Annotated in this window: 19 protein-coding genes and 1 pseudogene; 2 read left to right on the top strand and 18 right to left on the bottom strand. The window is 31.2% G+C overall.

The genetic code is table 11. The features are described 5' to 3' along the window. Nucleotides 1-22: 22 nt before the first annotated feature. From xdh to DR024_RS09000, 13 genes are all read right to left on the bottom strand, one after another. Entirely contained in the window at nucleotides 23-2,581 is a 2,559-nt protein-coding gene (xdh, locus tag DR024_RS09060) for a selenium-dependent xanthine dehydrogenase (protein WP_111918578.1), read from the bottom strand. After that, nucleotides 2,568-3,980: a dihydropyrimidinase gene (gene hydA / locus DR024_RS09055; protein WP_111918576.1), complete on the bottom strand. Its 1,413-nt coding sequence runs from the start codon at nucleotides 3,978-3,980 to the stop codon at nucleotides 2,568-2,570. The genes xdh and hydA overlap by 14 nt, the downstream gene beginning before the upstream one ends. A gap of 13 nt (nucleotides 3,981-3,993) precedes the next feature. Then, complete coding sequence (locus tag DR024_RS09050; protein ID WP_111918574.1) at nucleotides 3,994-5,082, bottom strand: 4Fe-4S binding protein; 1,089 nt, start codon at nucleotides 5,080-5,082, stop codon at nucleotides 3,994-3,996. Between the two features lie 17 nt (nucleotides 5,083-5,099). After that, nucleotides 5,100-6,467 (bottom strand): nucleobase:cation symporter-2 family protein, encoded by a 1,368-nt coding sequence (locus DR024_RS09045; protein ID WP_055183585.1) that lies wholly within the window; start codon nucleotides 6,465-6,467, stop codon nucleotides 5,100-5,102. Between the two features lie 21 nt (nucleotides 6,468-6,488). After that, complete coding sequence (gene ssnA, locus DR024_RS09040) at nucleotides 6,489-7,814, bottom strand: putative aminohydrolase SsnA (protein ID WP_055183586.1); 1,326 nt, start codon at nucleotides 7,812-7,814, stop codon at nucleotides 6,489-6,491. 16 nt (nucleotides 7,815-7,830) lie between these two features. Then, nucleotides 7,831-9,411: an N-acyl-D-amino-acid deacylase family protein gene (locus tag DR024_RS09035; protein ID WP_027099657.1), complete on the bottom strand. Its 1,581-nt coding sequence runs from the start codon at nucleotides 9,409-9,411 to the stop codon at nucleotides 7,831-7,833. A 19-nt stretch (nucleotides 9,412-9,430) separates the two neighbouring features. Beyond that, nucleotides 9,431-10,618, bottom strand: coding sequence for a YgeY family selenium metabolism-linked hydrolase (locus DR024_RS09030; protein WP_027099656.1), 1,188 nt, complete (start codon nucleotides 10,616-10,618; stop codon nucleotides 9,431-9,433). Nucleotides 10,619-10,637: 19 nt separating this feature from the next. Next, entirely contained in the window at nucleotides 10,638-11,843 is a 1,206-nt protein-coding gene (gene dpaL / locus DR024_RS09025) for a diaminopropionate ammonia-lyase (protein ID WP_027099655.1), read from the bottom strand. Between the two features lie 241 nt (nucleotides 11,844-12,084). After that, nucleotides 12,085-13,851 (bottom strand): sigma-54-dependent Fis family transcriptional regulator, encoded by a 1,767-nt coding sequence (locus DR024_RS09020; RefSeq protein WP_055183587.1) that lies wholly within the window; start codon nucleotides 13,849-13,851, stop codon nucleotides 12,085-12,087. Nucleotides 13,852-14,024: 173 nt separating this feature from the next. Continuing rightward, nucleotides 14,025-14,534, bottom strand: a complete 510-nt coding sequence (locus tag DR024_RS09015) for an RNA polymerase sigma factor (protein ID WP_111918572.1) — start codon at nucleotides 14,532-14,534, stop codon at nucleotides 14,025-14,027. A 1-nt stretch (nucleotide 14,535) separates the two neighbouring features. Continuing rightward, nucleotides 14,536-14,799 (bottom strand): hypothetical protein, encoded by a 264-nt coding sequence (locus DR024_RS09010; protein WP_111918570.1) that lies wholly within the window; start codon nucleotides 14,797-14,799, stop codon nucleotides 14,536-14,538. Continuing rightward, on the bottom strand, nucleotides 14,800-15,813 hold the full coding sequence (locus DR024_RS09005) for a hypothetical protein (RefSeq protein ID WP_111918568.1): 1,014 nt from the start codon (nucleotides 15,811-15,813) through the stop codon (nucleotides 14,800-14,802). It lies immediately after the preceding gene. A 127-nt stretch (nucleotides 15,814-15,940) separates the two neighbouring features. Further along, nucleotides 15,941-16,630, bottom strand: coding sequence for a SanA/YdcF family protein (locus tag DR024_RS09000; protein WP_111918566.1), 690 nt, complete (start codon nucleotides 16,628-16,630; stop codon nucleotides 15,941-15,943). A gap of 126 nt (nucleotides 16,631-16,756) precedes the next feature. On the opposite strand from DR024_RS09000, the gene DR024_RS08995 reads away from it, so the two are divergent. Next, on the top strand, nucleotides 16,757-17,410 hold the full coding sequence (locus tag DR024_RS08995) for an NAD(P)H-dependent oxidoreductase (RefSeq protein ID WP_111918564.1): 654 nt from the start codon (nucleotides 16,757-16,759) through the stop codon (nucleotides 17,408-17,410). A gap of 170 nt (nucleotides 17,411-17,580) precedes the next feature. Here DR024_RS08995 and DR024_RS08990 read toward each other — a convergent pair whose 3' ends face one another. Both DR024_RS08990 and DR024_RS08985 read right to left on the bottom strand, forming a co-directional pair. Then, complete coding sequence (locus DR024_RS08990) at nucleotides 17,581-18,879, bottom strand: PTS sugar transporter subunit IIC (protein WP_111918562.1); 1,299 nt, start codon at nucleotides 18,877-18,879, stop codon at nucleotides 17,581-17,583. A 26-nt stretch (nucleotides 18,880-18,905) separates the two neighbouring features. Further along, nucleotides 18,906-19,520: an AAA family ATPase gene (locus DR024_RS08985; RefSeq protein WP_027099650.1), complete on the bottom strand. Its 615-nt coding sequence runs from the start codon at nucleotides 19,518-19,520 to the stop codon at nucleotides 18,906-18,908. 74 nt (nucleotides 19,521-19,594) lie between these two features. Between DR024_RS08985 and DR024_RS08980 the strand changes: the two genes are divergently transcribed. Continuing rightward, nucleotides 19,595-20,287 (top strand): MurR/RpiR family transcriptional regulator, encoded by a 693-nt coding sequence (locus DR024_RS08980; protein ID WP_027099649.1) that lies wholly within the window; start codon nucleotides 19,595-19,597, stop codon nucleotides 20,285-20,287. 186 nt (nucleotides 20,288-20,473) lie between these two features. On the opposite strand, the pseudogene DR024_RS08975 reads toward DR024_RS08980, so the two are convergent. The 3 genes and pseudogenes from DR024_RS08975 to DR024_RS08965 all read right to left on the bottom strand — a co-directional run bounded on the left by DR024_RS08975 (nucleotide 20,474) and on the right by DR024_RS08965 (nucleotide 23,513). Beyond that, nucleotides 20,474-21,133 (bottom strand): annotated as a pseudogene (locus DR024_RS08975) (ABC transporter ATP-binding protein). A gap of 5 nt (nucleotides 21,134-21,138) precedes the next feature. After that, entirely contained in the window at nucleotides 21,139-22,449 is a 1,311-nt protein-coding gene (locus tag DR024_RS08970; RefSeq protein ID WP_055183592.1) for an FtsX-like permease family protein, read from the bottom strand. A gap of 2 nt (nucleotides 22,450-22,451) precedes the next feature. Next, on the bottom strand, nucleotides 22,452-23,513 hold the full coding sequence (locus DR024_RS08965) for an ABC transporter permease (RefSeq protein ID WP_055183593.1): 1,062 nt from the start codon (nucleotides 23,511-23,513) through the stop codon (nucleotides 22,452-22,454). Nucleotides 23,514-23,541 lie beyond the last annotated feature (28 nt).

Here is a 23,541-nt window from a genome sequence, read left to right as displayed (position 1 = left end):
CATTTCCTCCAAATCAATAATTCTATTTTTTTGACTTTTTATAAAAAGTATTTTCTAATGGTAATTTAGTTCTAAATACTCCATCAAATTTATAATAAGCACCTTGAACTGCTGGTGCAGTAGGGATACATGTTATCTCTCCTACCCCTTTAGCACCATAAGATAAATCATTAGTATTTTTTTCTATAACCATAGCCTTTATCTCTGGTACTGCTGTTGCTCTTAATAACCCTAATGTTCCAAATTTTGCAGTAGGCACACTATTTTTTAAAGGATAATCTTCAGTAAGAGCATATCCTAATCCCATAACTACTCCACCCTCAATTTGTCCTTCAACATTCTTTGGGTTTATAGCTTTACCAACATCATGAGCTGCTACAACCTTTTTTAATTTTCCATTTTCATCTAAAACAACAACTTGAGTTGCAAATCCATAAGCAACATGGCTTACTGGATTCTTTTTATCACTTCCCATTTTATCTGTTACTCCTGAGAACTCACCATAGAACTCTTGTCCATTAAGCGCATCTAAAGTTCTTCCATTTAAAGCTTCCTTAACTTTTAAAGCAGTTACTCTAACAGCTTCTCCTGTGAAAGTTGTTTGTCTTGATGCCGTTGTGGTACCTGAATCTGGTGTTCTTCTAGTATCAGGCGCTTCATATACTACCTTATCTGGAGTAATATCTAATGTCTGACATAGTATTTGAGTTAATATTGTTCCTAAACCTTGTCCAATGCAAGCTGCTGAACTTCTTATATGAACCTTTCCATCTTTTATTTCTAAGATACATCTTCCTATATCAGGAAGTCCTACTCCGATACCAGAGTTTTTAAAGGCACAGGCAATACCAACATATTCATTGTTGTCATATACATCTTTTACAGCTAATAAAGTTTCTTTTAAAGCTGTACCAGGATCTGCAATTTGACCATTTGGTAGTTCTTGTCCTGCTTCAATTGCATTCCTCCATCTAAATTCCCAAGGTGATATTCCAACTAACTCTGCTAATTGATTTATATTACATTCAGTAGCAAAAGCTGATTGCGTAACACCAAAACCTCTAAATGCACCACCTGGAGGATTATTAGTATATACTGCAATTCCTTCCACCTCTGAATTCTGATAATTATATGGACCTGCTGCATGAGTACATGCTCTTTGTAATACCGGACCACCAAGAGATGCATAAGCTCCAGTATCAGCAATTATCTTTGCTCTCATTGCTGTAAGCTTGCCCTTTTCATCACAGGCTGTTGTAAACTCCATCTCCATGGCATGCCTCTTTGGATGAACCTTAATACTTTCAGCCCTTGTTAAAGTCATTTTTACAGGTTTTCCAGTTAAGTATGCTAGTAATGCAGCATGATGTTGACAGCTCATATCTTCTTTGCCACCAAATCCTCCACCTACATACTTAGATATTATCCTAACCTTATCCTCACCTAATCCTAATAAGTGAGTTATTTCATGTAAATCATCATAAACACTTTGACTACCTGTATAAACTATTAATTCTTTTTCTGTTGGAACTGCCACTGCAGATTCAGGCTCTAAAAATGCATGTTCTGTAAACGGAACTGAGTAGTGGTTAGTAACAACATACTTAGAATTTTTAAGAGCTTCATCTACATTTCCTCTTTTTAAGACTTCCCTTACTAGAATGTTGCCATCCTTATGAATTTTAGGAGCTCCTTCCTTCATTGCTTCTTCAGGTAATGATAGTGGTTCTAACTCCTCATAATCCACTTTTATTAGGTCTGCTGCCTTCCTTGCAATATCCATTGAAGTTGCAGCAACCAAAGCTATAGCATCACCTACATATCTAGTTTCTTCTCCTACTTCTATAAGCGCTGGCCAATCTTTCTTTAAGTGGCCTCCATATCTCTCTCCAGGTATATCTTTAGAAGTTACTACCTTAACTACTCCTTCTAACTTCTCTGCATCAGAATAATCAATATTTTTAACTAAGGCTCTTGGATATTTACTTCTTAATGCAAATCCATATATCATACCATTAATTTTCATATCATCTACATATTCGCCTTCAGCTAATATCTTATCCTCTGCATCAATTCTTCCCATCTCTTCCCCAACAATACCCTTACAGAATACTGTTGGAACATCTCTATTTTCCCTAAGGATTTCTGCTGCCATAAGTACTGCTTTTTCAATTTTCACATAGCCTGTACATCTACAGATATTTCCCATTAATGCCTTTTTCACTTCATCTAATGTAGGATTTAAAGTTTTAAGAAGTAAAGCTTTTGCACTAATTACCATTCCAGGAATACAAAATCCGCATTGTACTGCACCTGCTTTACTAAAGGCATAAGCAAATACCTTTTTGTCCCTATCACTTAATCCTTCAACAGTTTGTATTTCCTTTCCTTCTATCTTATCTGACTTTAAGATACATGCTTTTGTAGCCTTTCCATCAACTAAAACCATACATGCGCCACAAGCACCTTCCCCACAACCATTTTTTACTGAAGTAAGGTCACATCCCTCTCTTAAATAATTAATAAGAGTTCTTCCCTCTTCAATCTCTACATCTCTACCATTCAGTTTAAATTTCACCATACTTTTGCACCTCATCTCTCAACCTTTTTCTACTTACAAACTGTCCAAAGGCCTTATCAGAAAGTAGCTTTCCATCTTTAACTACTTCTTTTCCTCTTAAAAATACCCTTTCTATTTTTCCTTTTACCTTATATCCCTCATATGGAGTATAATCAACATTTTGAGTTTGATTTTGCCATGTTATTACCTCTTCTTCACTTGGATTTAGAACTAATATATCTCCATCACTACCTTCTGCTATTACTCCCTTATTAGGATATAATCCAAAAATCTTAGATGGATTTTCAGAGGTTATTTCTACTAGTTTATTAATAGAAATTCTCTCTTCTCTTACTCCAAATGAATAAAGTAATATCATACGATGTTCTACTCCTGGTGCTCCGTTTGGTATTTTAGAAAAATCTTTTAATCCTATTTCTTTTTGATTTTTATAATTAAAAGAGCAATGATCTGTGGCAATAATTTGTATATCCCTATTAGCAATACCTTTCCATAAAGCATTATTATCTTCTTTTGATCTTAATGGAGGAGACATAACATATTTTGCTCCATTAAAATCATCATCAACTTTTCCTTTATAAGCTTCTTTATTTAGTAAAAGATATTGAGGACATGTTTCTATAATTACCTTTGTTCCTGATTTACGTCTTCTAATTATTTCATCTAAAGCTTTTTTAGTACTTAGATGTACTATATATACTGGATAATCAACCTTTTCAGATATATCTAAAATCTTTTTAACAGCAGCTAGCTCAACCTCATCTCCTCTAGAAATCTCATGAAATTTTGGCTCTGTCTTACCTTCTAAAAGAAGATTAGAAACATTTTTAACTATTTCATCTCCATCTTCACAATGAAATGAAAGTATAATACCTAATTCTTTAGCTTTTCTTAATGCTTCTTCTATTTCATAATCCTCTACTTGAAGAGTATCCTTATATGCCATATACATCTTAAAAGAAGGTATTCCTCTTAAAACCATCTCTCCCATTTCCTTAGAAAAATCTTGATTCCATTCTGTTATGCTTAGATGATAACTATAGTCACAATAACATCTTCCATCTGTTAAAGTACTATAATACCTTAAATCATCTAAAAATCTTTGTCCTTTTATATGATTTGCATAATCAATAATTGTTGTAGTACCACCAACTAATGCAGCTTTAGTTCCTGTTTCAAAATTATCTGCAGTTCTTGTTACTCCAACATCTAAATTAAAATGTGTATGAGCATCAATTCCTCCAGGGAGAATATATCTCCCTGAAACATTAATTACTTCATCTCCATCAACTTCTAGATTCTCTCCCATAGCTTTAATTATCCCATTTTCTATTCTTATATCAGCTATATATGAATCTTTCGAAGAAACTATTGTACCACCCTTTAAAACAATACCCATATATTGCACCTTCTTATTTATATTGAATAGTTAATGCTCCTTTTGGACATCTTGTAACACATAATCCACAACCAAAACACTTATCTTCATCAATCTTAAGAACCTCTTCAATAGTAATCGCATCATATACACAACTAACTCTACATTGACCACATTTTATGCACTTATCATTATCTACTACAGGCGGAATAGCTTCTGTCCTGAATGTTCTTTCATTAGCCTTTTTATGTGATAGTCCAATAATTTCTTTTACATCTTTATATCCATGCTCATCTAAGAAAGCATTTAACTCTTTCGCTATTTTTCCATATATTCCAGGTCCCTTTAAAATTGCTTCTGTACAAACTTCAACTGCTGATGCTCCTGCCATTAACATTTCTGCTGCATCTCTTCCGCAGGTCACTCCTCCAACTCCTATTATTGGAATATTAACAACTCTTGATGCATCATATATATTTCTTACTGCTAAAGGTCTAATTGGTGCTCCTGATAACCAGCCATATCCCTTTTGACTTCCCATTATTGGATATCCTGTTTCTAAATCTATTGACATACATGGACCAAAAGAATTAATCATTACTAACCCATCTGCACCTGCATCCTCTAAAGCCTTTGCAATAGTTTGAATATCAGTATGTGGACTCATCTTCATAAATACAGGACAATCTAATGCCTTTTTAGCAGCCTTCATTGCATCGACTATTGGCTTTACATCAGTTCCAACATAGTGAGTTGATAACTCTACTGCATCTGCATAAGGCTTAACTAATGGTGCTATCTTTTCTATATCTTCTGCTTTATAGCCCATACTTACTATCATTGGAACTCCAGCACTTTTAGCTCTCTTATATTCTTTTTCTATCCATTGTTCCTTTGGAAGCTCTGACCATAATTCAGTATTTAAAAAACCCGAATTAGTTTTTGCCATACAAGGTCTTGGTACTGGTGCTGGATCAACAGATATTGTTTTAGTCACAAGGCCACCTGCTCCTCCTTCTACAGCTTTTACACATAAATCTCCATCTTTAGCACCTGGTCCAGCTGCTGTAAAGATAGGGTTATTAAATTCCATTCCTAATATATTAACATTTAAACTTGCCATATTTTTCACTCCTCTATTTAAACTTCTTTAGAATAATCTGTTTGTACTAAATATTCTTTCTTCTCTCCTAAGATATTGAATAGTAAATTAAGTAATATTGCACATAGGCTTCCTGTAGTAATTCCACTATGGAAAAGTGTATTTACCCATTCTGGAAAGTTTTGATAAAAAGTTGGGACAACTGTTGGAATCATTGAAAGTCCAATACTTACTGCAACTATCAATGAATTCTTATTTCCATCAAACTCTACAGATTTTAAAGTTTTAATTCCACCTGAAATAACCATTCCAAACATTACAAAGCCTGCTCCCCCAAGTACTGGATATGGTATACAAGTAAATAATGCTGCCATTTTAGGGAATAACCCTAATAGAATTAATATTCCTCCAGATATTGCTACTACAAACCTACTTTTCACACCTGTTAAAGCAACTAAACCTATATTCTGTGCAAAGGCTGTATGTGGAAAAGTATTAAATATAGACGCCAACATTGTTGCTAATCCATCAGTCCTTAAACCTCTTGCTAAGTTTTTGTCATCTAAATCTTTACCCACCATCTCATGAATTGCAATTATATTTCCTGTAGCTTCTGTCATTATTACTAATACAACTAAAATAAGAGATATAATTGCTGATGCTTCAAACTTTGGAGTACCAAAGTGAAATGGTAAGTTTAGACTAAACCATCCAGCTTCTTTAAACATTGTAAAATCAGTCATTCCAATTACGGAAGCGATTACAGTACCTAATACAAGACCTAATAGAATTGATAGGTTTCCTAACATTCCTTTTAAAAACTTATTCATTAAAATTATTAGTATTAATGTAACAAGTGCCATAATAATATTTTCTGCACTTGCAAAACTTGGGGATGTGGTATCATTTCCTGCTGCCCATCTTACAGCAACGGGTATAAGGGATAATCCTATAATTGATACCACTGTTCCTGTTACCACTTTTGGAAAGAATCTTAATAACTTTCCAAAAACAGGTGCCATAAAAAATGTAAATATACCTGCTATTAATACTGCTCCAAATATTGTTGTCATAGCAGATAAAGAGTCTCCTTTATAGGAATCTGCTATTGCAACCATAGCACTAACAGTTGCAAAGCTTGTACCTTCTACCATTGGTATCTTAGCTCCAATTTTAGAACCAAGCCCTAAGGTTTGAATTAAGGTAGCAACTCCTGCAATTAGTAAATCTGCATTTATTAAAAAAACAATATCACTTTGTGAAAGCCCTGCTGCATTACCAACTATTATTGGTACTGCTACAGCACCCGCACACATGGCTAATACGTGTTGAAGTGCTAATGCTAAGCTTTTACCTACAGGTAACTTTTCATCAACAGGAGCCACATTCATACTCTCATTATTCATACCCAATTCCTCTTTTCGAATTTAGATTCTATCCCATAGTTTCTTTGATAATTCTCTTGATTTAGAGAATATTTTCTCCTCATCAATGCCCACTAATTCTCTATCCTTCATTAAAACCTTTCCATTTACAATTGTTGTTAATACACATTTCCCGCACATACCAAATACTATATGGCTGTTATAATTATCTTTAGTCATTGGTGTTAATGGATTATATTCAACAATAATTACATCACCATAAGCGCCTTCTTTAATTACTCCCAATGTATTGTTAAAGAATTTATTAGCAATCTTAGCATTGTTCTCAAAAATCATTTTTGGTGTTTCCACCCAAGCCACATTAGAATTACACAAGTTATGTTTTTGAATTATATTTTCAACCTTCATTGATTCAAACATATCTGAAGTATATCCGTCTGTACCAAGCCCTACATTAATTCCTCTTTCAATCATATTTAATACAGGTGCACATCCTACAGCATTCCCCATATTAGATTCAGGATTATTAACAATATTTGTGTTAGTAGCTTTTATTAAATCCAACTCTCTAGGATTTAAATGTATACTATGAACTGCTAGAGTCTTGTTTCCTAATATGTCGAAATCCATTAATCTTTCAGCTACTCTTTTTCCGCTTCTTCTTAATGAATCATATACATCATCTATTCCCTCTGCGGTATGTATATGATATCCAGAGTCTATGCCTTCCATTGCTTCAGCACATTTATATAAGCTTTCATCACTTAATGTAAAGGATGCGTGCATTCCAAACATTCCTTTAATCATATCGTCATCTTGGTTGTTTGCATGTTTTATAAAATCTATATTTTCTTTTATACCTTTATTTAAAATTTCTTCACCATCTCTATCAGAAGTTTCATAACACAAACAAGCTCTTATACCTAACTCTTTTGCCACATCTCCTAATTCAAATACGCTTCCCTCTAAGTGCATTGGACTTGCATGATGATCAAAAACTGTAGTAACTCCATACTTAATACTATCTATTAAAGTTGTATATCCACTATATCTTGTATCTTCAATTGTTAACTCTTTATCCAATCTCCACCATAAATTTTCTAATATATCTATAAATCCCTTTGCAGGGGGATTGTTTAGATTCATCCCCCTAGCAAAAGCACTATATATATGATGATGGGTATTGATAATGCCTGGCATTATTACATTTCCTCTTGCATCGATAAACTCTTCTTTGGAATATTTATCTTTTAAATCCTTTGTCTTTCCTACTTCTTTAATAATGTTTCCATCAATGTAGATACATCCATCTTCTAAATAGGAATTATTCTTATCATGGGTTATCAATCTACCATTACCTATTAACATCTCTCTCTACCTACCTTTATTTTGTTACCACCATACCAGCTTTAATTTTGTTGTATACACCTTCTTCTATTACAACTTCACCATTTATGATTACATAATCTATTCCTTCTGGATATTGAGTTGGGTCAACATAAGTTCCCTTATCACATACTTTATCTAAATCAAAGATTACTATATCTGCAAAGTTTCCCTTAGCCAATTCTCCTCTTTCTTTAATTCCAAATGAATCAGCTGCTTTCTTTGACATTTTATAGACAGCCTCTTCTACAGATAAAATATTTTTCTCTCTTACATATCTTCCTAATATTCTTGGGAATGATCCATACGCTCTAGGATGTGGTTTCCCTGCTAACAAACCATCTGTACATACATTTTGTTCTTTTCTACATAGGAATTTTATTACATGTTCTTCTAATCCATAGAAGTCTACCATTCCTACAGCATTTTCTTCCTCGTATAATAAATCAAAAGTTGCATTTAAAGGATCTTTACCTTTTATTTTTCCAATTTCCTCTAAACTCTTACCTATAAGATCTTTATTCTTCTCAGTTTTTACACTTGTTACAAAAATTTGATCTACACCTGCAAAATCTACAAAGTTATCCCAACCTGGTATGCCATGTTCCATATCATAAATCATTTTATCCCTTAGTTCTTTTGATTGTAGTCTGTTCATAAGCTCATCAGTTCCTCCGTCATGAGCCCAAGGTGGTAAAATTACTCCAAGCATTGTACTACCAGCTGCATATGGATATTGATCAAATGATACTCTAATACCTTCTTGTTCAGCCTCTTCTAGTAATTTCTCCATTTCATCAATATACTTCCAGTTGTTCTTTCCACATACCTTGAAGTGTGAAAAATGCACCTTTACTCCAGACTTCTTACCAATTTCTATAACTTCCTTCATAGAATCTACAATTGTATCTGCCTCACTTCTTTGATGTACAACAAAGACACCATCATATTCAGCAACTACCTTACACATTTCTATAAGTTCATTAGTTCTTCCATAGGCGCAAGGGATATATATTAAACCTGTAGACAGTCCAAAGGCTCCTGCTTCCATCTCTCTTCTTGTTATTTCACACATCTTAGAGATTTCTTCATCTGTAGCAGGTCTATTGCCTAACCCCATAGCTTCCATTCTTACATTTCCATGAGGAACTAAATAACACTCATTAAGTCCAACTCCATTATCTTTCATCATCTTTAGATAATTTTCTGTTGTTTCATATTCCCAATCAATTTCGTCTGTATCTCCATCAAGACCAGCTATATTTTTTCTCCAAGGACTTATAAATTCAGTAGGTAATGGAGCCATTGATATACCATCTTGTCCTAAAACCTCAGTTGTAATCCCTTGTCTTATTTTTATTTCATTATAAGGATTTACTAAAATCATTAAATCTGAATGACTATGAGTATCTATAAAACCTGGAGATACTACTCTACCTTTTGCATCTATTATCTTGTCAGCATTTTCACTAACTTTCCCTATTTCTTTTATTCTACTGTCTTCAATTAACAAATCACCTTTAAATGTTTTCTTTCCTGTTCCATCAACGATAATTCCATTCTTAATTAGAACTTTCAACACCCATCACCCTCTTAAATTACTTTTTATAAACAGACTTTAAGATTTCATAATATCCTTCAGCTCCTGTATATAATTGTTCTAATTCTATATATTCATCAATAGTATGAGCTAAATTTTCTTTAGATGGTCCAAATCCTATTGTCTTTATACCTTTTTCTCCTGCATAGTGAGAACCATTAGTACAGAAAGAGTATTGAGTTATCTCAGGATTAATTCCAGCATTCTTTAATCCCTTATATGCTGCTTGTACGAATTCATCTTCCTCATCATATAACCATGCTGGGAAGAATCTTTCTCCTTCTATTACCTCACCTGTATAACAAGTTTCATTTCCTTTTGCATATGAAACCTTAACATTTAACTCTGCATCTTCTTTTCTTAACTCTTCTAAAATCTTTTCTATTGGAGCTAATACAGATTCCTTAGTTTCACCCACTAATAATCTTCTGTCAAAAGTTGCTTTACAGTAATCAGGTACAACAGAAGCTCCTGGATATGGGGATGACTTAATATCTGTTAATACTAAAATTCCTTTTCCAAGTACAGGATGTACAGGGGTTTCTACTCCTTGAATTTTTTCAATAACCTTTGACATCTTGTAAACTGCATTTATACCTTTTTCTGGATTAGCTGAGTGAGCTGGTTTTCCAAAAGTTTCTATAACAATTTCTGCTCTTCCTCTTTGTCCTATTTTTAAGTTCATTTCTGATGATTCACCAATTATTACATAATCAGGTTTTACAAATGAGCTAATGCTTCTTGATGCTACACCTTCAAATAATTCTTCATGAACAACCCCCGCTACATAAATATCTCCTTCAAAGTCTTTCTTAACATCTTCTGCAAAATAAGCTGCAGCAGAAATCATAGCTGAAGTTTGCCCCTTCATATCAGAAGTTCCTCTACCATAAATCTTTCCATCAACTACTTCTGCTCCAAAAGGTGAATATGTCCATTTAGAATCATCAGGAACTGGAACTGTATCAATATGCCCATCAAATAAAAGTTTCTTACCTGGCTTACTTCCTTTAATATGGCCAATTACATTACCATATGCATCAACATAAACATCATCATATCCTAAGTTTTTTAAAGCTTTCTTAATAACTCCTACTACTTGTCCTTCTTCACCTGATATCGATTGATTTTGAACCATTTCTCTACATAAATTTACTAACTCTTCTTTTCTTTTTTCACTTAACATACCCTTATCTCCTTATATATTAATAATTTCCTTCCCAAACAATTTCTCTATATTTCTCAGGATCTGTATCTCCTTCTGTACTGAAAAGTAATACCTTTGAATCCTCATTTAATTCTAATTTTTCTCTTAATTCTTTATAAGCATCATTTTTCATAATTTCATATATTAAGCCTGTTGTAACAGCACCTGATTCTCCTGATACTACTCTCTTATCTTCTTTTAAAGGATTACCTAGTATTCTCATCCCCTTAGCTGCTACCCAGTCAGGACAAGAAACAAATACCTTTGAACAACTTTTTAATACTTCCCATCCAATTATGTTAGGCTCACCACATGCTAGTCCAGCCATAATAGTTTGCATATCTCCACCAACAACTCTTGGTTCCCCATCATTTGCAACTGCTGATTTGTATAAACAATCCGCCTTATTTGCTTCTACTATTACAGTCTTAGGACAATCTTCTCCAAAAACAGAAGCAAAGAATCCTTGAATTCCGCCAGCTAAAGAACCAACACCTGCTTGAATAAATATATGAGTAGGTCTTTCAACCTTATATTCTTTAAGCTGATTGTAAGCTTCAAGCCCCATTGTTCCATAACCTTGCATTATCCATGCTGGAATATCCTCATATCCTTCCCAAGCAGTATCTTGAATTACTACTCCATTATGCTCCTTAGCATATTTATCTGCTAATCTAACAGCATCATCATAATTCATATCTGTTATACTTGCCTCTGCTCCCTCTTTTCTAATATTCTCTAATCTTATTAAAGAAGATCCCTTAGGCATGTACACTACAGACTTTTGTTTTAATTGATTAGCTGTCCACGCAACTCCTCTTCCATGGTTTCCATCAGTAGCTGTTACAAAAGTAATTTCTCCTAAAGCTTCTCTTACTTCTTTAGAAATCATTTTTTCATAAGGTAATTCACTAATATCCTTTCCCAACTTTTCAGCTAGATATTTAGCCATAGCAAAGGATCCACCTAATACCTTAAATGCATTTAATCCAAATCTGTAGGATTCATCTTTAATAAATATTCCACCTAGTCCTAAAGAATCTGCTAAATTATCCAAACTTACTAAAGGTGTCTCTGAGTATTGAGGAAAACTACTATGAAAGTTTTTTGCTTTAGACACTTCCTCAATACTTAAAAAATCTAATAAATCATCCTTATTTACTTTAGGTAATGTATTTTCTTTCCATTTAATATTCTCAATCATTTCCATCCCTCCTATGCTTATTCTCAAAGCAAATTTCATGCCAGTTTTTTCTTTGTTTTTTCACTGGAAAAATACACTTTAATCTCATTTTGCCCTTTGTAAAAGCTATTTTTTAATTAAATTTATATATAAAAAACAAGCGATTATCATTTTGAGAATTAATTCTCAAAATGATAATCGCTTAAAACATTCTATATTTCTAATTTGATAATATTATCTATACTTTTTCTCAAAATGATAATCATTTCATATCATCTAGCTTTCTATAAAGTGTAGCTAGTCCAATACCTAATTTTTTTGCAGCTTTTTTCTTTCCTTCTGTATCGTAACCATATTCCTCCAAAACCTTAGTTATATACTGCTTTTCAATATCCTTTAATGTTCTTATTTCATTATTCTCTAAAAAACTAAATTTATTTTTATCCTTTTCTTCTTGATATGCATCAACAAAGGATTTAGGTAGCATACTTCTCTTTACTATTCCACTTTCATTAGAAAGACTTACCATAAACTCAACAACATTTTCTAATTCTCGTATATTTCCTGGCCAACTATATTTATGCATCATATTTCTCACGTCATCATCAATTGTATGAACATATTTATTATAAATTTGGTTATATTTATTTAATAATCCCTTTGTAATAATATCTATATCATCTTCCCTATCTCTAAGGGGAGGTACCTCTATAGGAATTACATTAAGCCTATAATATAAATCCTCTCTGAACTTTCCTTCCTTTACAAGTTCTTTTAGATTTTTATTAGTTGCAGCTATAACTCTTATATCCAAGTGTTGTAATTGATTTGACCCAATTCTAACAACTACTCTTTCTTGCAATACCCTCAATAACTTTACTTGGAGATATAAAGGCATGTCTCCTATTTCATCTAAAAATATTACACCTTTATTTGCTAACTCAAACTTACCTATTCTTCCACTAGAACTTGCCCCTGAAAAAGCACCTTTAACATATCCAAACAATTCACTTTCAAGAAGAGTTTCAGGAATTGCTCCACAGTTAATTGCTATAAATGGTTTATTTTTTCTATCGCTTTCTGAATGAATAGCTCTTGCCACTAATTCTTTTCCTGTTCCACTTTCTCCAGTTATTAATACAGTAGATTTTGAATCTGCTATTCTTTTAACTTTATTTTTTAATGATTTTATTGCTTTTGATTCTCCTAAAATTGACTTCGTATTTGTTTTATTATCCCCTAAAGAAATATTTAAGGCATCCTCTTGTAACTTATGTAACTTATTAAATATCAATATCTTATCACATTCATCTATGCCAACTACATTGGGAATAAGCTTGCCAACAACATTAAATTCTTTTTCTTCAATTGTTATTTTAAAAGTTCTATTTCCGTGATAATACTCCTCTACCTCGGTAATTTCTATATTTTTACCTATTACACTTGGGCTCAGTTTTAGTTCTTTTAATCCACAGTAATTAATATTTTGTATTGTACCATCTCTCTTTATGGGTATTACGCCATTATCAACAGAATCCAATATTTGTTTTAAGAAACTTAGATTCAACCGACTTAACTCAACTTCATTCTCTTCAATTATTTTTGCTGCAATTAATTCCCCAATTTGCTCTAAGAATGATACCATATTAGTTAAATTACCTTCTAGTCTCTTCTTTTGATCATAGCTACTGCAAATTAATCCAATAATTCCAAATGTCTCATCCTTATATTTTATTGGAACACATATCTCCATCTCTTCTATACAATTTCCGCATTGCTCACAGTTTTTACATAATTCATTTTCTCCTGGATTATTAATAATTTGAATTTCTCCTGTAGCTAATGCATGCTTATAAACATATCCAACCTTATCTATACTCTCATTAACTTTATTACTATATAATCCAGTTCCAGCTATTCTAATTAAATTCTCATCAACTATCTCAACATCGATATTTACAATACTTGAAATAACTTTTGCATATCTATTAACAACTTTACTTATATCTTTAAGACGTAACTTAATCATCTTGTCCTCCCATATGTACTTCTCTCCATCTTTATACCTGAATACCATAATTTATTCTTAAGTTCTTATATTTATATATTTATATATTTTTAAAAATAAAAGATCAGAAGTTTTTCTCTTGATTTTTATTATACTTTATCTTGCATTAATCTTCTATAAGAGACTATTCTTTGTTATTCAAGTTCCCCATCTACTATCTTTCTTAACTTATCTATCCCTTTACTTATTCTAGACTTCACTGTACCCAATGGTACACCAGTAATTTCTGAAATATCATTATAAGAGCAATCTAGATAGTACCTTAACTTTATAACCTCTTTTTGATCCTCATTTAATTTTTCTATAAGTTCCTTTAAGTAAATTTTATCCTCCACATTAGAATAGCTTCCCTCAATATATTCATCATCTTTCTCTTCTTTGTTTTCTTTATTTTTCCTCTTTAATTCTCTCTTGCAAATATTCACCAAAATAGTTTTACTCCAACTATAGAAAGCCTCTTTCTTTTTTAGCTTTACAATTTCCCTATATAAAACCACAATCATTTCTTGAAGTGCATCTAAAGCATCATCTTTATTTTTCATATATATAAAGGCTAATCCATAATATTCATCTTTCTTATCCATAATTAATTTTAATAAGGCTTCCTTGTCCCCTTTTATAGCCTTTTTTACCAGTAGTTCCATACTATTGTTCCCCTCTCAAATAAAATACTATCTTTCTTTTATTCTCTGGTATATTAAAAGCCTTATTTTTGCTAATATATAAATTATTCTTTTCATAGTCGGCTTTGAAGTTAGTAAAGTTTTTATGTTCTTCAATAAAAATCTCCTTACTACCTTCTAAGCTACCACTTGATCCATAAAAAATCGCGTAAGGTGATATATTATACTCTAATATAGTCCTTCCATCTTCTTGATGCTTAAATCTAGTCCAATACTGAACTGACATCTAATCCCCTGCATCTTCAACTATATCAAAATAAACATAATCATTTATCCATGTATTTTTACTTATAGTTGAATCCAACTTCTTAGTAAAATATAAATTATCTAATGTCACTTCTACTTTTTCTATATCATCTACACTTATATCAGAAAATACAACTAACCTTTTAAATCTCATTCCATTTTCTATCTCTTCTTCACTCCACCCTCCCAAAGTAAAGTATTTCTCAGATTTAATGTTACAAGCAACAAATATATCTGCAGCTATATCATATTTATAAAAACTTTTATTAACGCTCTTTAGCTTATTAATAAGATTGCTATCCTCAGATATTAAGCTATAGTCAATTGTAACTCCAAGATGACTAATTAATATTTCATTAACCTTAAAGTCTATACCTTCAACAGATACTTTTTCATTTTTTCCTTGGAGTATTTTAGTTTGCACAATCTTTGATTTATCTATTGTAATCTTAATGCTCTTTACCTCTCCATCTTTAGATATAGCATTTAAGTTTATACAATCTAAATTCTCATTTACAAAGAACCTATAAACACTATTGTACTTATCTCCATTTACTTTTTCAGGATACATTGATAGTGGTATACCCTCATCTATATTGATTTTTCCGCACTCATCCTCATTACTTACAAAAAGATTTATATAGGTTCCATCATACACTAACCCCTCTATAACTATTTTATTTCCATCACTAAAACTTATATTTTCATTTACCATTTGTATATTTCCCTTTTCATTTAGAGAGTTTATATTAACATCATCTGAAAAATAATAGTCAAAACCTAATAACTTTTGTAATGTTCCAGATACAAGATCAAAATTAAAAATTAGAAGAATAGCTATTAAAATTGTAGCTACTTTTATAAATACTTTTCTGCCCCTATTATAATTATCTCTTTTAGCCCCCTCTAAAGATCCCCTTAATCTATCTTCCATACAGTCAGGCGCTTCATTACCCTCTTCTTTTAATTCCTTTAACCTATCCTCTAAATTCATAAAAGCATTCCCCCTAGCATTCTATTTATAAATAAGAGTATTTAAATCTACAAAAGTTCCCTAAACGTGAAAAAAGATTTTGCTTTTTGCAAAACCTTTTTACTTTAATATTCTATAAACTATTCTTTTATCCTTCTGTATCTCTTCCATCACTTGTATTAACTGGAATTGAATCTCCTAAGAATTTAGGTTTAGGCTTCAATATATTTACAAACAAGAAATCTTTTAATTGTGCAATCTTCTCTCTCTTCTTATAAGCATCCATATAATAGTATTCTCTCTTATCTGAAGTATATCCATAAGCATCTATGCCAAGCTTCTCTGATAAGTATAAAGCTCTAGGTAGATGATATTCATTAGTCACAATTATGGCACTTTCAACCTTAAAAATATCTTTAGCCCTATAAATACTATCATAAGTTGAAAAACCTGCATGGTCTAAAAAAATATCCTTCTCCTTTATATCTGAATTCTTTAAAATATAATCCTTCATAGTTCCAACTTCATTATATCCTTCTCTTCCATGATCTCCTGAAAGAAGTAGTTTTCCCTCTACCCCCAAGTTTAAAACATCTAATGCTGTTGATAACCTATCAGTTAAAATATCTGAAGGAGTACCATCTTCTCTAACCCCAGCCCCAAGAACTATAATTGCATCAACTTTTTCTGGAATATCATCCTTTGTAACTATTCTCTTCTCACCTTTTGCTTGTACGTTATTTATTATTACTAAGGCTCCACAAAGAATAATTACCAATATACATATAAATGTAACCATCATTTTTTTCAGAACCTTTATATATTTTTTCCCCTCCATATAATTTACCCCCCGAACTACTCTTTTGTTACATTATATCCTATAATTTTCTATTAACAATTACGAATTAGTTAAGATATTTTTGAAACAATAATACTATAAATACAATAATAGGAGGATTATTATATGGATAAGAAAGAAATATTAGAAGCCTTAAATTTTAGACACGCTTGCAAGGAATTTGACCCTTCAAAGAAAATAAGTGAAGATGAACTTAATCTTATATTAGAAAGTGCACGTCTTTCTCCTAGCTCTATGGGAATTGAACCATGGAAGTTTTTAATTATAGAAAATGAAGAGTTAAAAAAAGAACTTACCTCCGTTTCTTGGGGTGGACAAAAGCAAATTCCATCCTGTAGCCATTTAGTTATTGCTCTAAGTAGAACTCCTAACCAAATTAAATATAATTCAGATTTCATAAACTATATTTTAAAGGATGTTCATAATATGCCAGAGGAAGTTTCTGAAAAATATAAAGAAATAATGAAGGGCTTTGAAGAAAGTAAGTTTAAGACAGAAGAGGACCTTCTTGACTATTCAACAAAGCAAACATATATAGCTTGTGCAAATATGATGACTATTGCTGCTTTTGAAAAAATCGATTCCTGTTCTATTGGTGGATTTGATTTAGATGCTGTAAACAAAATTTTAGTAAAGAGAAACTTACTTGATAAGGAGAAATTTTATGTAACCTTAATGGTTGCTTTAGGCTACAGAAAAAATCCTCAGCCTATCAAAACACGTCAACCATTTAAAGATATTTTTGTACTTGTAAAATAAAAAAGGAGCTATGGCATTATCAGAAAAAATAGCCATAGCTCCTTTTATATATTTCACTGAAAGTTATTGTATATCTTTCTAATTAGAATTCATCCTACTAGAATCCACTCAATACCTGATTTTTACTATCTTAAGTTGTTAAGTTCTTAAGAACTTATCTTTTTACATTTTTAATTAATTCCTTCTTCCTTAAGTTGCTTCTTTTCAAATATCTTAAAGAATGGATAGTATATTACCATTGATATTGGTATTAATAAGAATACGAAAACTACATTTCTCCAATCTAATGAGCTTAAATAAGCTTGTGCAAAGAAAGGAGTAAATGATGGGTCAACTATGTATCCTGGTGTAATTAATCCTATACTTTGAACAAAATATGTAAGTGATACTGACACTATAGGTGTAATTAAAAATGGAATTGCAAGTATTGGGTTAAACACAATTGGGCCACCAAATATTACTGGTTCATTTATTCCGCACATTCCAGGTACTATTGATAATCTTCCCAATGTCTTTAAATGAGTTGATCTACTCTTCATCATAAGAATAATTAATCCTATTGTATTACCTGCTCCACCCATGATAGCTATTCTAAACATTTGTAAGTTCATAAGGTTTGTTGGTGCTTGTCCTGCCGCTACTAATTCTGCATTTAGTCCACTGTTAGCTATACCTAATGAAAATACTATAGGGAATATAATTGAAGTTCCGTTAACTCCAAATAGCCATAACAAGTTAGAAAAAGTTATTAGAAATATGAATCCCCATAAATTATCTACTACAGATAAAGCTGGTGTTAAAATACCCATTATGGCATCTGGTAAATTCTTATCTAAACTTGAAACTAATATAATATTTAATCCATAAAGGATTGCTATATTAGCTACTACAGGTAATATTGAATTAATAAATGATGTTACAGCTGATGGTACTGAATCTGGTAACTTAAACTCAAGCCCCTTAACCTTTAGGAATCTTGATATTTCAACAGATAGTACAGATATAATAATTGCTACAAATAATCCATCTGCTCCTAGATATTGAGTAGAAATCCCACCTTCTACAGCTGGTGCACAAATCATTAAAAATACTGATAATGAGATTAATCCTGAAATAGAAGCTTTCATTTTATATTCATTAGCTAATGAGTATGCAATTGAGAATGCACTCATAAGTCCAAACATACCCATTGTCATATTAAATGGTGCTGTTAATATAGCATAATTTTCAACAGCGAATTCTTTCCAAGATAATAATCCCTTAACAAAGAAATTTGCAGTATCTGCATTAACTAAATCTGGATTTATAGGTGGGTTTGCTATAACTAAAAATAATGCTCCCACAACAATTAATGCTAAAGGCATCATCATACCAGCAGATATTGCCTTTAAATGTCTTTGATTTCCTAACTTACTTCCTATTGGTGATAAAACTCTATCTAATTTATCTAAAAACTTATTTCCTTCCATAGCCCACTTCCTCCTACCATGCTATTTTAGTACTGCCATCCATTGAATTTAAATGCTGATTCAACTGCTTCTTCTGGCTTATATGTTTCTAATATCTTTCCGTAACGTTCTTTGTAATCATTGTCTACTTCCATTTGAGGTATAACCTTACTTGCTTCATTTAAAAAATGGAATGAGTCTCTTCCCATTTCAGCTCCTCTTACTGTATGCTTATCTAATGCATAGTCAGGTATTTCTGGAACCTCACCCATAGCAAATCCTTTGATTACAATATTCTTAAGAAGATCGCTTGATCTATCCTTTTCGCATGCACAAAGATATCTTATAGCATGAATAAAGTATATTGGTCTATCTCCATCTGCATAATCAAATTGTAATCTCATTTGGTTAAGATTATTTACTAATATAGCTGCATTAGGATCTCCCATACCAATATCTTCAACAGTTATTGTTAATAGTCTTCTCCATAGCTTGTCTTCCATTTGAGGTGATGTAATATACATTTCATATGCAAACTTACATGCCTCCTCAACTAGTCCTCTTCTAATAGACTTTTGTAGAGCTGATATAACTTCATCTCCATTTAGCCCATTACGAGTTTTTGTTCTTGCCCATGGGTCTTGAGTAAATTTGTTGCTCATAGTACATTCTCCTTTGTTTATTTTTTATTTTAATTATTAATTAGCTTATTGTATAATACCTTAGAGGTGATTTAATGAATATTGAACTTTTATCTCATAAACACAACTTAGATACATTAGAAAGAAAATTACTTCAGTATCTTTATGATAATATTGATGAAATAAAATCTATAGGTATAAGAAAACTTGCATCAGATAACTATACCTCAACATCTATGGTATATAAACTAGTTAAAAAACTAGGTTTTGAAGGTTATTCTGATATGATTCATTACATATCCTACACTTATAATAAAAGTGAAAATAATAATGAAAATGCATATTCAAAGCTTTATGATACTGTAAAACCTTATAAGAAAGATTTTAATTCAATTCTTTCTGAATATAAGAATAAACAAATTGTTATAACTGGCATGGGTTTCTCAGATATAATATCCAATTTTATTAGTGAAGCTTTATTTCTAAAAGGATATAGCTGTGCACATACACTACATCTTCAACTACTTTCGCCAGAAAATAAGGATAATCTATTAATAATAGCTATATCACGTTCTGGAAAAACCTCTAGACTAGTAGAACTAGTTGAAGAAGCTAATACTCATGGATTTAAAATTATTTCCTTTACAGCTAATAAAAATTCTAAATTAGCTAAAGCCTCTACCTTATCTGTTCCAATTGGAAGTTATGATAGCTTTAAAAGTATTTCAGAAGAATTCAACACATTTTTCGGTGAATTACTTCTTATTTTCGAATATCTTACGAATTAGCTATATAATTAACTTAATTTGTCTACACTATTTAAAATTATTATAATAACTTTTTTCTATGTATTCATTAATTTATATACTTTAAAAACATGTTTCGAAATTAATAACATTTTATCTTGAGAATGTACGTGTTTTTATTTTATATAATAGAAAAGAGAGTTTTATAAAAACTCTCTTTTCTATTAACTACACGACTACTTGTCCATCAATAATATTTATTACTCTATCACATTTATCAGCTATGCTCTTATCATGTGTTACTATAATAATTGTTTTTCCTTCTTTATTAATATCTCTAATTAATTCTAAGATATCATCACCAGTTTTCTTATCTAAAGCTCCTGTAGGTTCATCAGCTAATATTATTTCCGGTTCATTTATTAAGGCTCTTGCAATAGCTACCCTTTGCTTTTGTCCTCCTGATAATTCATCTGGTTTCTTGTTTATATGATCTTTAAGTCCAACCATCTTCAACATCTTTACGCAACGGGACCTCATATCCTTAGTGTTATTAGAATAAGTCAATGGAATTCATACATTATAAACTATGTCATATTCATATAGAAGGTTAAAATTTTGAAATATAAATCCTATTTTTTTATTTCTAAGCTTTGCTAATGAGTCTGCTTTTATTCCTTTAACAACTTTCCCATCTAAAATATATTCACCACTTGTTTGAATATCTAATAATCCTAATATATTTAAAAGTGTAGTTTTTCCTGAACCTGAAGGTCCCATTATAGCAACCATTTCTCCCTTTTCAATTTCTAAGTCTACCCCTTTAAGAGCAGTAGTTTTTCCTGAGCCTTCACCATAATCCTTAATTATGTTTTTTAAAGAAATCATACTCATTATTTTATATCCTCCCTTAACAATTTAACCACATCATATTTTTTTAGAGATATAACAGGCACTACAGAAATTGCTATAGTAAAAAATGCCACTAGAGAAATATTTAATAGTGTAATCCCAAGCCCCAACGTATATTCTCCTACTGTATAACCAACATACAAAAATCCAAGTATAGCTGAAATAAAGCTTAAAATTAAAACTTTTATGATTATTTCCTTAGAAATGTCTTTAATGGATGCTCCACAAGCCATCCTTATTCCAAACTCTTTTCGTCGTTGTTTTAACTCACCTAAAATTGCAGTTGTAATTCCAATTATGGCTAATAAAATCAATACTCCACCTAAAAGAATAGCTATATTAATATCATTTACAAGGCTAGCTTTTATTGCTCCCATATCTTCCCTTAGACTTACAGTATGAAGATAGAATCCATACTTATTGTCTGGATCATATTTTCTTATAACATCATTAATTTCTTCTTGTACTTTTGTAATATCATTACCATAACCAGTCTCAAGAAAGATACCTATGTCTTGCATTGCCATACTTACAGGAAAAGTATCTATTGCAGGTTGTATTACAATAGAATTAGTATAGGTTATTGCATTAAATAGCTCATTCCTAGCCAAAAAAGATACTATTGAGTTAGTTTCTAAAAAACCTATAACTTTATATTTTATTTTTACTGTATCCCCTTCATAAGATTGCCATTCCTGCAATAATACGTCCCCTACATTAACTATATCTTTATAATCATTTCCAACTACAATAGGAATAATATCTTTCCTATAATCTAAATTAAAATCTTCTTCACTAAATGTTCTTCCTTCTTCTATTTTTAATTCATAATGTTCATAAAAGTTTTTATCTATTTGTAATGTAACTAAATAAGAATTTGGACCCATATCTTTTTTTGACTGTTCTAAAGGTGATTTATCATATAAATCCGCTATCACACCTGAATAGTTATAGCAAGAAAAAACATCTTTTATTATTCTTTTATCCTTAAGATCATATATATCCTTACATATTTCTTTTGTTAATTCCTCAGCTTTTTCTGATGCTAATTCTTCCGTACCTTCATCCAACAACTCCGCAGAATTATTTCCTCCCCAACTAACTGCATTTCGAACTCTTATCATATAAGTATTATTTACATCAAACATCTCTGTATAAACATCCCTTTTATTTATTACCCCCATTAGCTGCATTGCTACATTATCAAGCAAGCTTATTCCCAATGCTAACTGAATAATTACTAGTAGAGTAAGTAACTTAAATCCTCCCAAAGATCTAAATGCATTATACATATTTATTCCCCCCTTAATAATTCTGCAGGTTGCAATTCTGATATATAATGAAATGCTGGTATACTAGATAATATAGCAACCCCAACAGAAAATAATAATGAATATTGAATATTATTAAGAGATAATCTAATATCCAGATTTATAAATACCCCTTTAAAAACAGTCCCAAGAAACCATTGCAATCCTAAGGCTATAACTACAGATATTAATGCAATTACAACTAATCTACCAAAAAATGTTCCTACTAAATTTATACTTTTTGCCCCACATACTTTTCTAATAATAATTTCTTTTTTATTGTCATTAACCCATAAATAAGCAATAGATATAGAATTTATAACTGTTATAAATATAATAATATATGAGGCCCTAATCATTTGATTTGCAGCATCACTAACATCATCATCTGTATAATCATAATCATTAACTTGTCCATCTTTATCTAACGCTTTAATATAATTCCTTATGTTACTTATAGATGATTTTACTTCTTCATCCTCTCCACTTATTACTATTTCTAGGTTTTTATTAGAAATAGTATCTTGTCCTGTAATCTTAAAAAAGATTTTATTAGGGATATCTATACTTCTACCTGTATCGAAAGTTGATCCTTTCTTACCTACTTCTATAGAATCTCCATTCATATTTTTTAATAAAAATTTCTCATCCCCAGCTAATATTGATGAAAAAACTCCAATTAATTTATCACTTCCATAATCTTCTTTTGTTAAATACTCTCCCTCTCGTAAATCTCCAAGTCTATTTAACCCATCAGACTTTATACATGTTGTAACAAATACATCATATTCTTCATTTTCATTATTTACTTTGCTAATTAATTGAACTGATACCTTATTATCCTTTATTACTTTTACTAATTCTTTGAATTTTATTTCTTTATTACATGTAGCTACAATAGCTCTATTATTTTCAGCAGTATACTTCTTCAATCTTTTTTCTTGAGCATTAATTGCTGAATTCCCCATTGAAAATGCAAAGAAACCTAATGTAAAGGCACAAATAAAAAATAGAATAGAACCCTTTATTTTTCTCGAACCACCCATTTATACCATCTCTTTCCCCTATTATTTA

Origin of the sequence: Clostridium paraputrificum, from assembly GCF_900447045.1 — a bacterium.
In the GTDB taxonomy this organism is placed as follows: Bacteria; Bacillota; Clostridia; order Clostridiales; family Clostridiaceae; genus Clostridium; species Clostridium paraputrificum.
Note: the sequence above shows the minus strand (reverse complement) of the source record. Positions and strands in the feature narration are given on the sequence as shown.

What these genes read in the sequence shown, in the direction of transcription:
- xdh (WP_111918578.1), bottom strand. Translation starts at nt 2,581, where the DNA reads ATGGTGAAATTTAAACTGAATGGTAGAGATGTAGAGATTGAAGAGGGA.
- hydA (WP_111918576.1), bottom strand. Translation starts at nt 3,980, where the DNA reads ATGGGTATTGTTTTAAAGGGTGGTACAATAGTTTCTTCGAAAGATTCA.
- DR024_RS09050 (WP_111918574.1), bottom strand. Translation starts at nt 5,082, where the DNA reads ATGGCAAGTTTAAATGTTAATATATTAGGAATGGAATTTAATAACCCT.
- DR024_RS09045 (WP_055183585.1), bottom strand. Translation starts at nt 6,467, where the DNA reads ATGAATAATGAGAGTATGAATGTGGCTCCTGTTGATGAAAAGTTACCT.
- ssnA (WP_055183586.1), bottom strand. Translation starts at nt 7,814, where the DNA reads ATGTTAATAGGTAATGGTAGATTGATAACCCATGATAAGAATAATTCC.
- DR024_RS09030 (WP_027099656.1), bottom strand. Translation starts at nt 10,618, where the DNA reads ATGTTAAGTGAAAAAAGAAAAGAAGAGTTAGTAAATTTATGTAGAGAA.
- dpaL (WP_027099655.1), bottom strand. Translation starts at nt 11,843, where the DNA reads ATGATTGAGAATATTAAATGGAAAGAAAATACATTACCTAAAGTAAAT.
- DR024_RS09020 (WP_055183587.1), bottom strand. Translation starts at nt 13,851, where the DNA reads ATGATTAAGTTACGTCTTAAAGATATAAGTAAAGTTGTTAATAGATAT.
- DR024_RS09015 (WP_111918572.1), bottom strand. Translation starts at nt 14,534, where the DNA reads ATGGAACTACTGGTAAAAAAGGCTATAAAAGGGGACAAGGAAGCCTTA.
- DR024_RS09010 (WP_111918570.1), bottom strand. Translation starts at nt 14,799, where the DNA reads ATGTCAGTTCAGTATTGGACTAGATTTAAGCATCAAGAAGATGGAAGG.
- DR024_RS09005 (WP_111918568.1), bottom strand. Translation starts at nt 15,813, where the DNA reads ATGAATTTAGAGGATAGGTTAAAGGAATTAAAAGAAGAGGGTAATGAA.
- DR024_RS09000 (WP_111918566.1), bottom strand. Translation starts at nt 16,630, where the DNA reads ATGGAGGGGAAAAAATATATAAAGGTTCTGAAAAAAATGATGGTTACA.
- DR024_RS08995 (WP_111918564.1), top strand. Translation starts at nt 16,757, where the DNA reads ATGGATAAGAAAGAAATATTAGAAGCCTTAAATTTTAGACACGCTTGC.
- DR024_RS08990 (WP_111918562.1), bottom strand. Translation starts at nt 18,879, where the DNA reads ATGGAAGGAAATAAGTTTTTAGATAAATTAGATAGAGTTTTATCACCA.
- DR024_RS08985 (WP_027099650.1), bottom strand. Translation starts at nt 19,520, where the DNA reads ATGAGCAACAAATTTACTCAAGACCCATGGGCAAGAACAAAAACTCGT.
- DR024_RS08980 (WP_027099649.1), top strand. Translation starts at nt 19,595, where the DNA reads ATGAATATTGAACTTTTATCTCATAAACACAACTTAGATACATTAGAA.
- DR024_RS08970 (WP_055183592.1), bottom strand. Translation starts at nt 22,449, where the DNA reads ATGTATAATGCATTTAGATCTTTGGGAGGATTTAAGTTACTTACTCTA.
- DR024_RS08965 (WP_055183593.1), bottom strand. Translation starts at nt 23,513, where the DNA reads ATGGGTGGTTCGAGAAAAATAAAGGGTTCTATTCTATTTTTTATTTGT.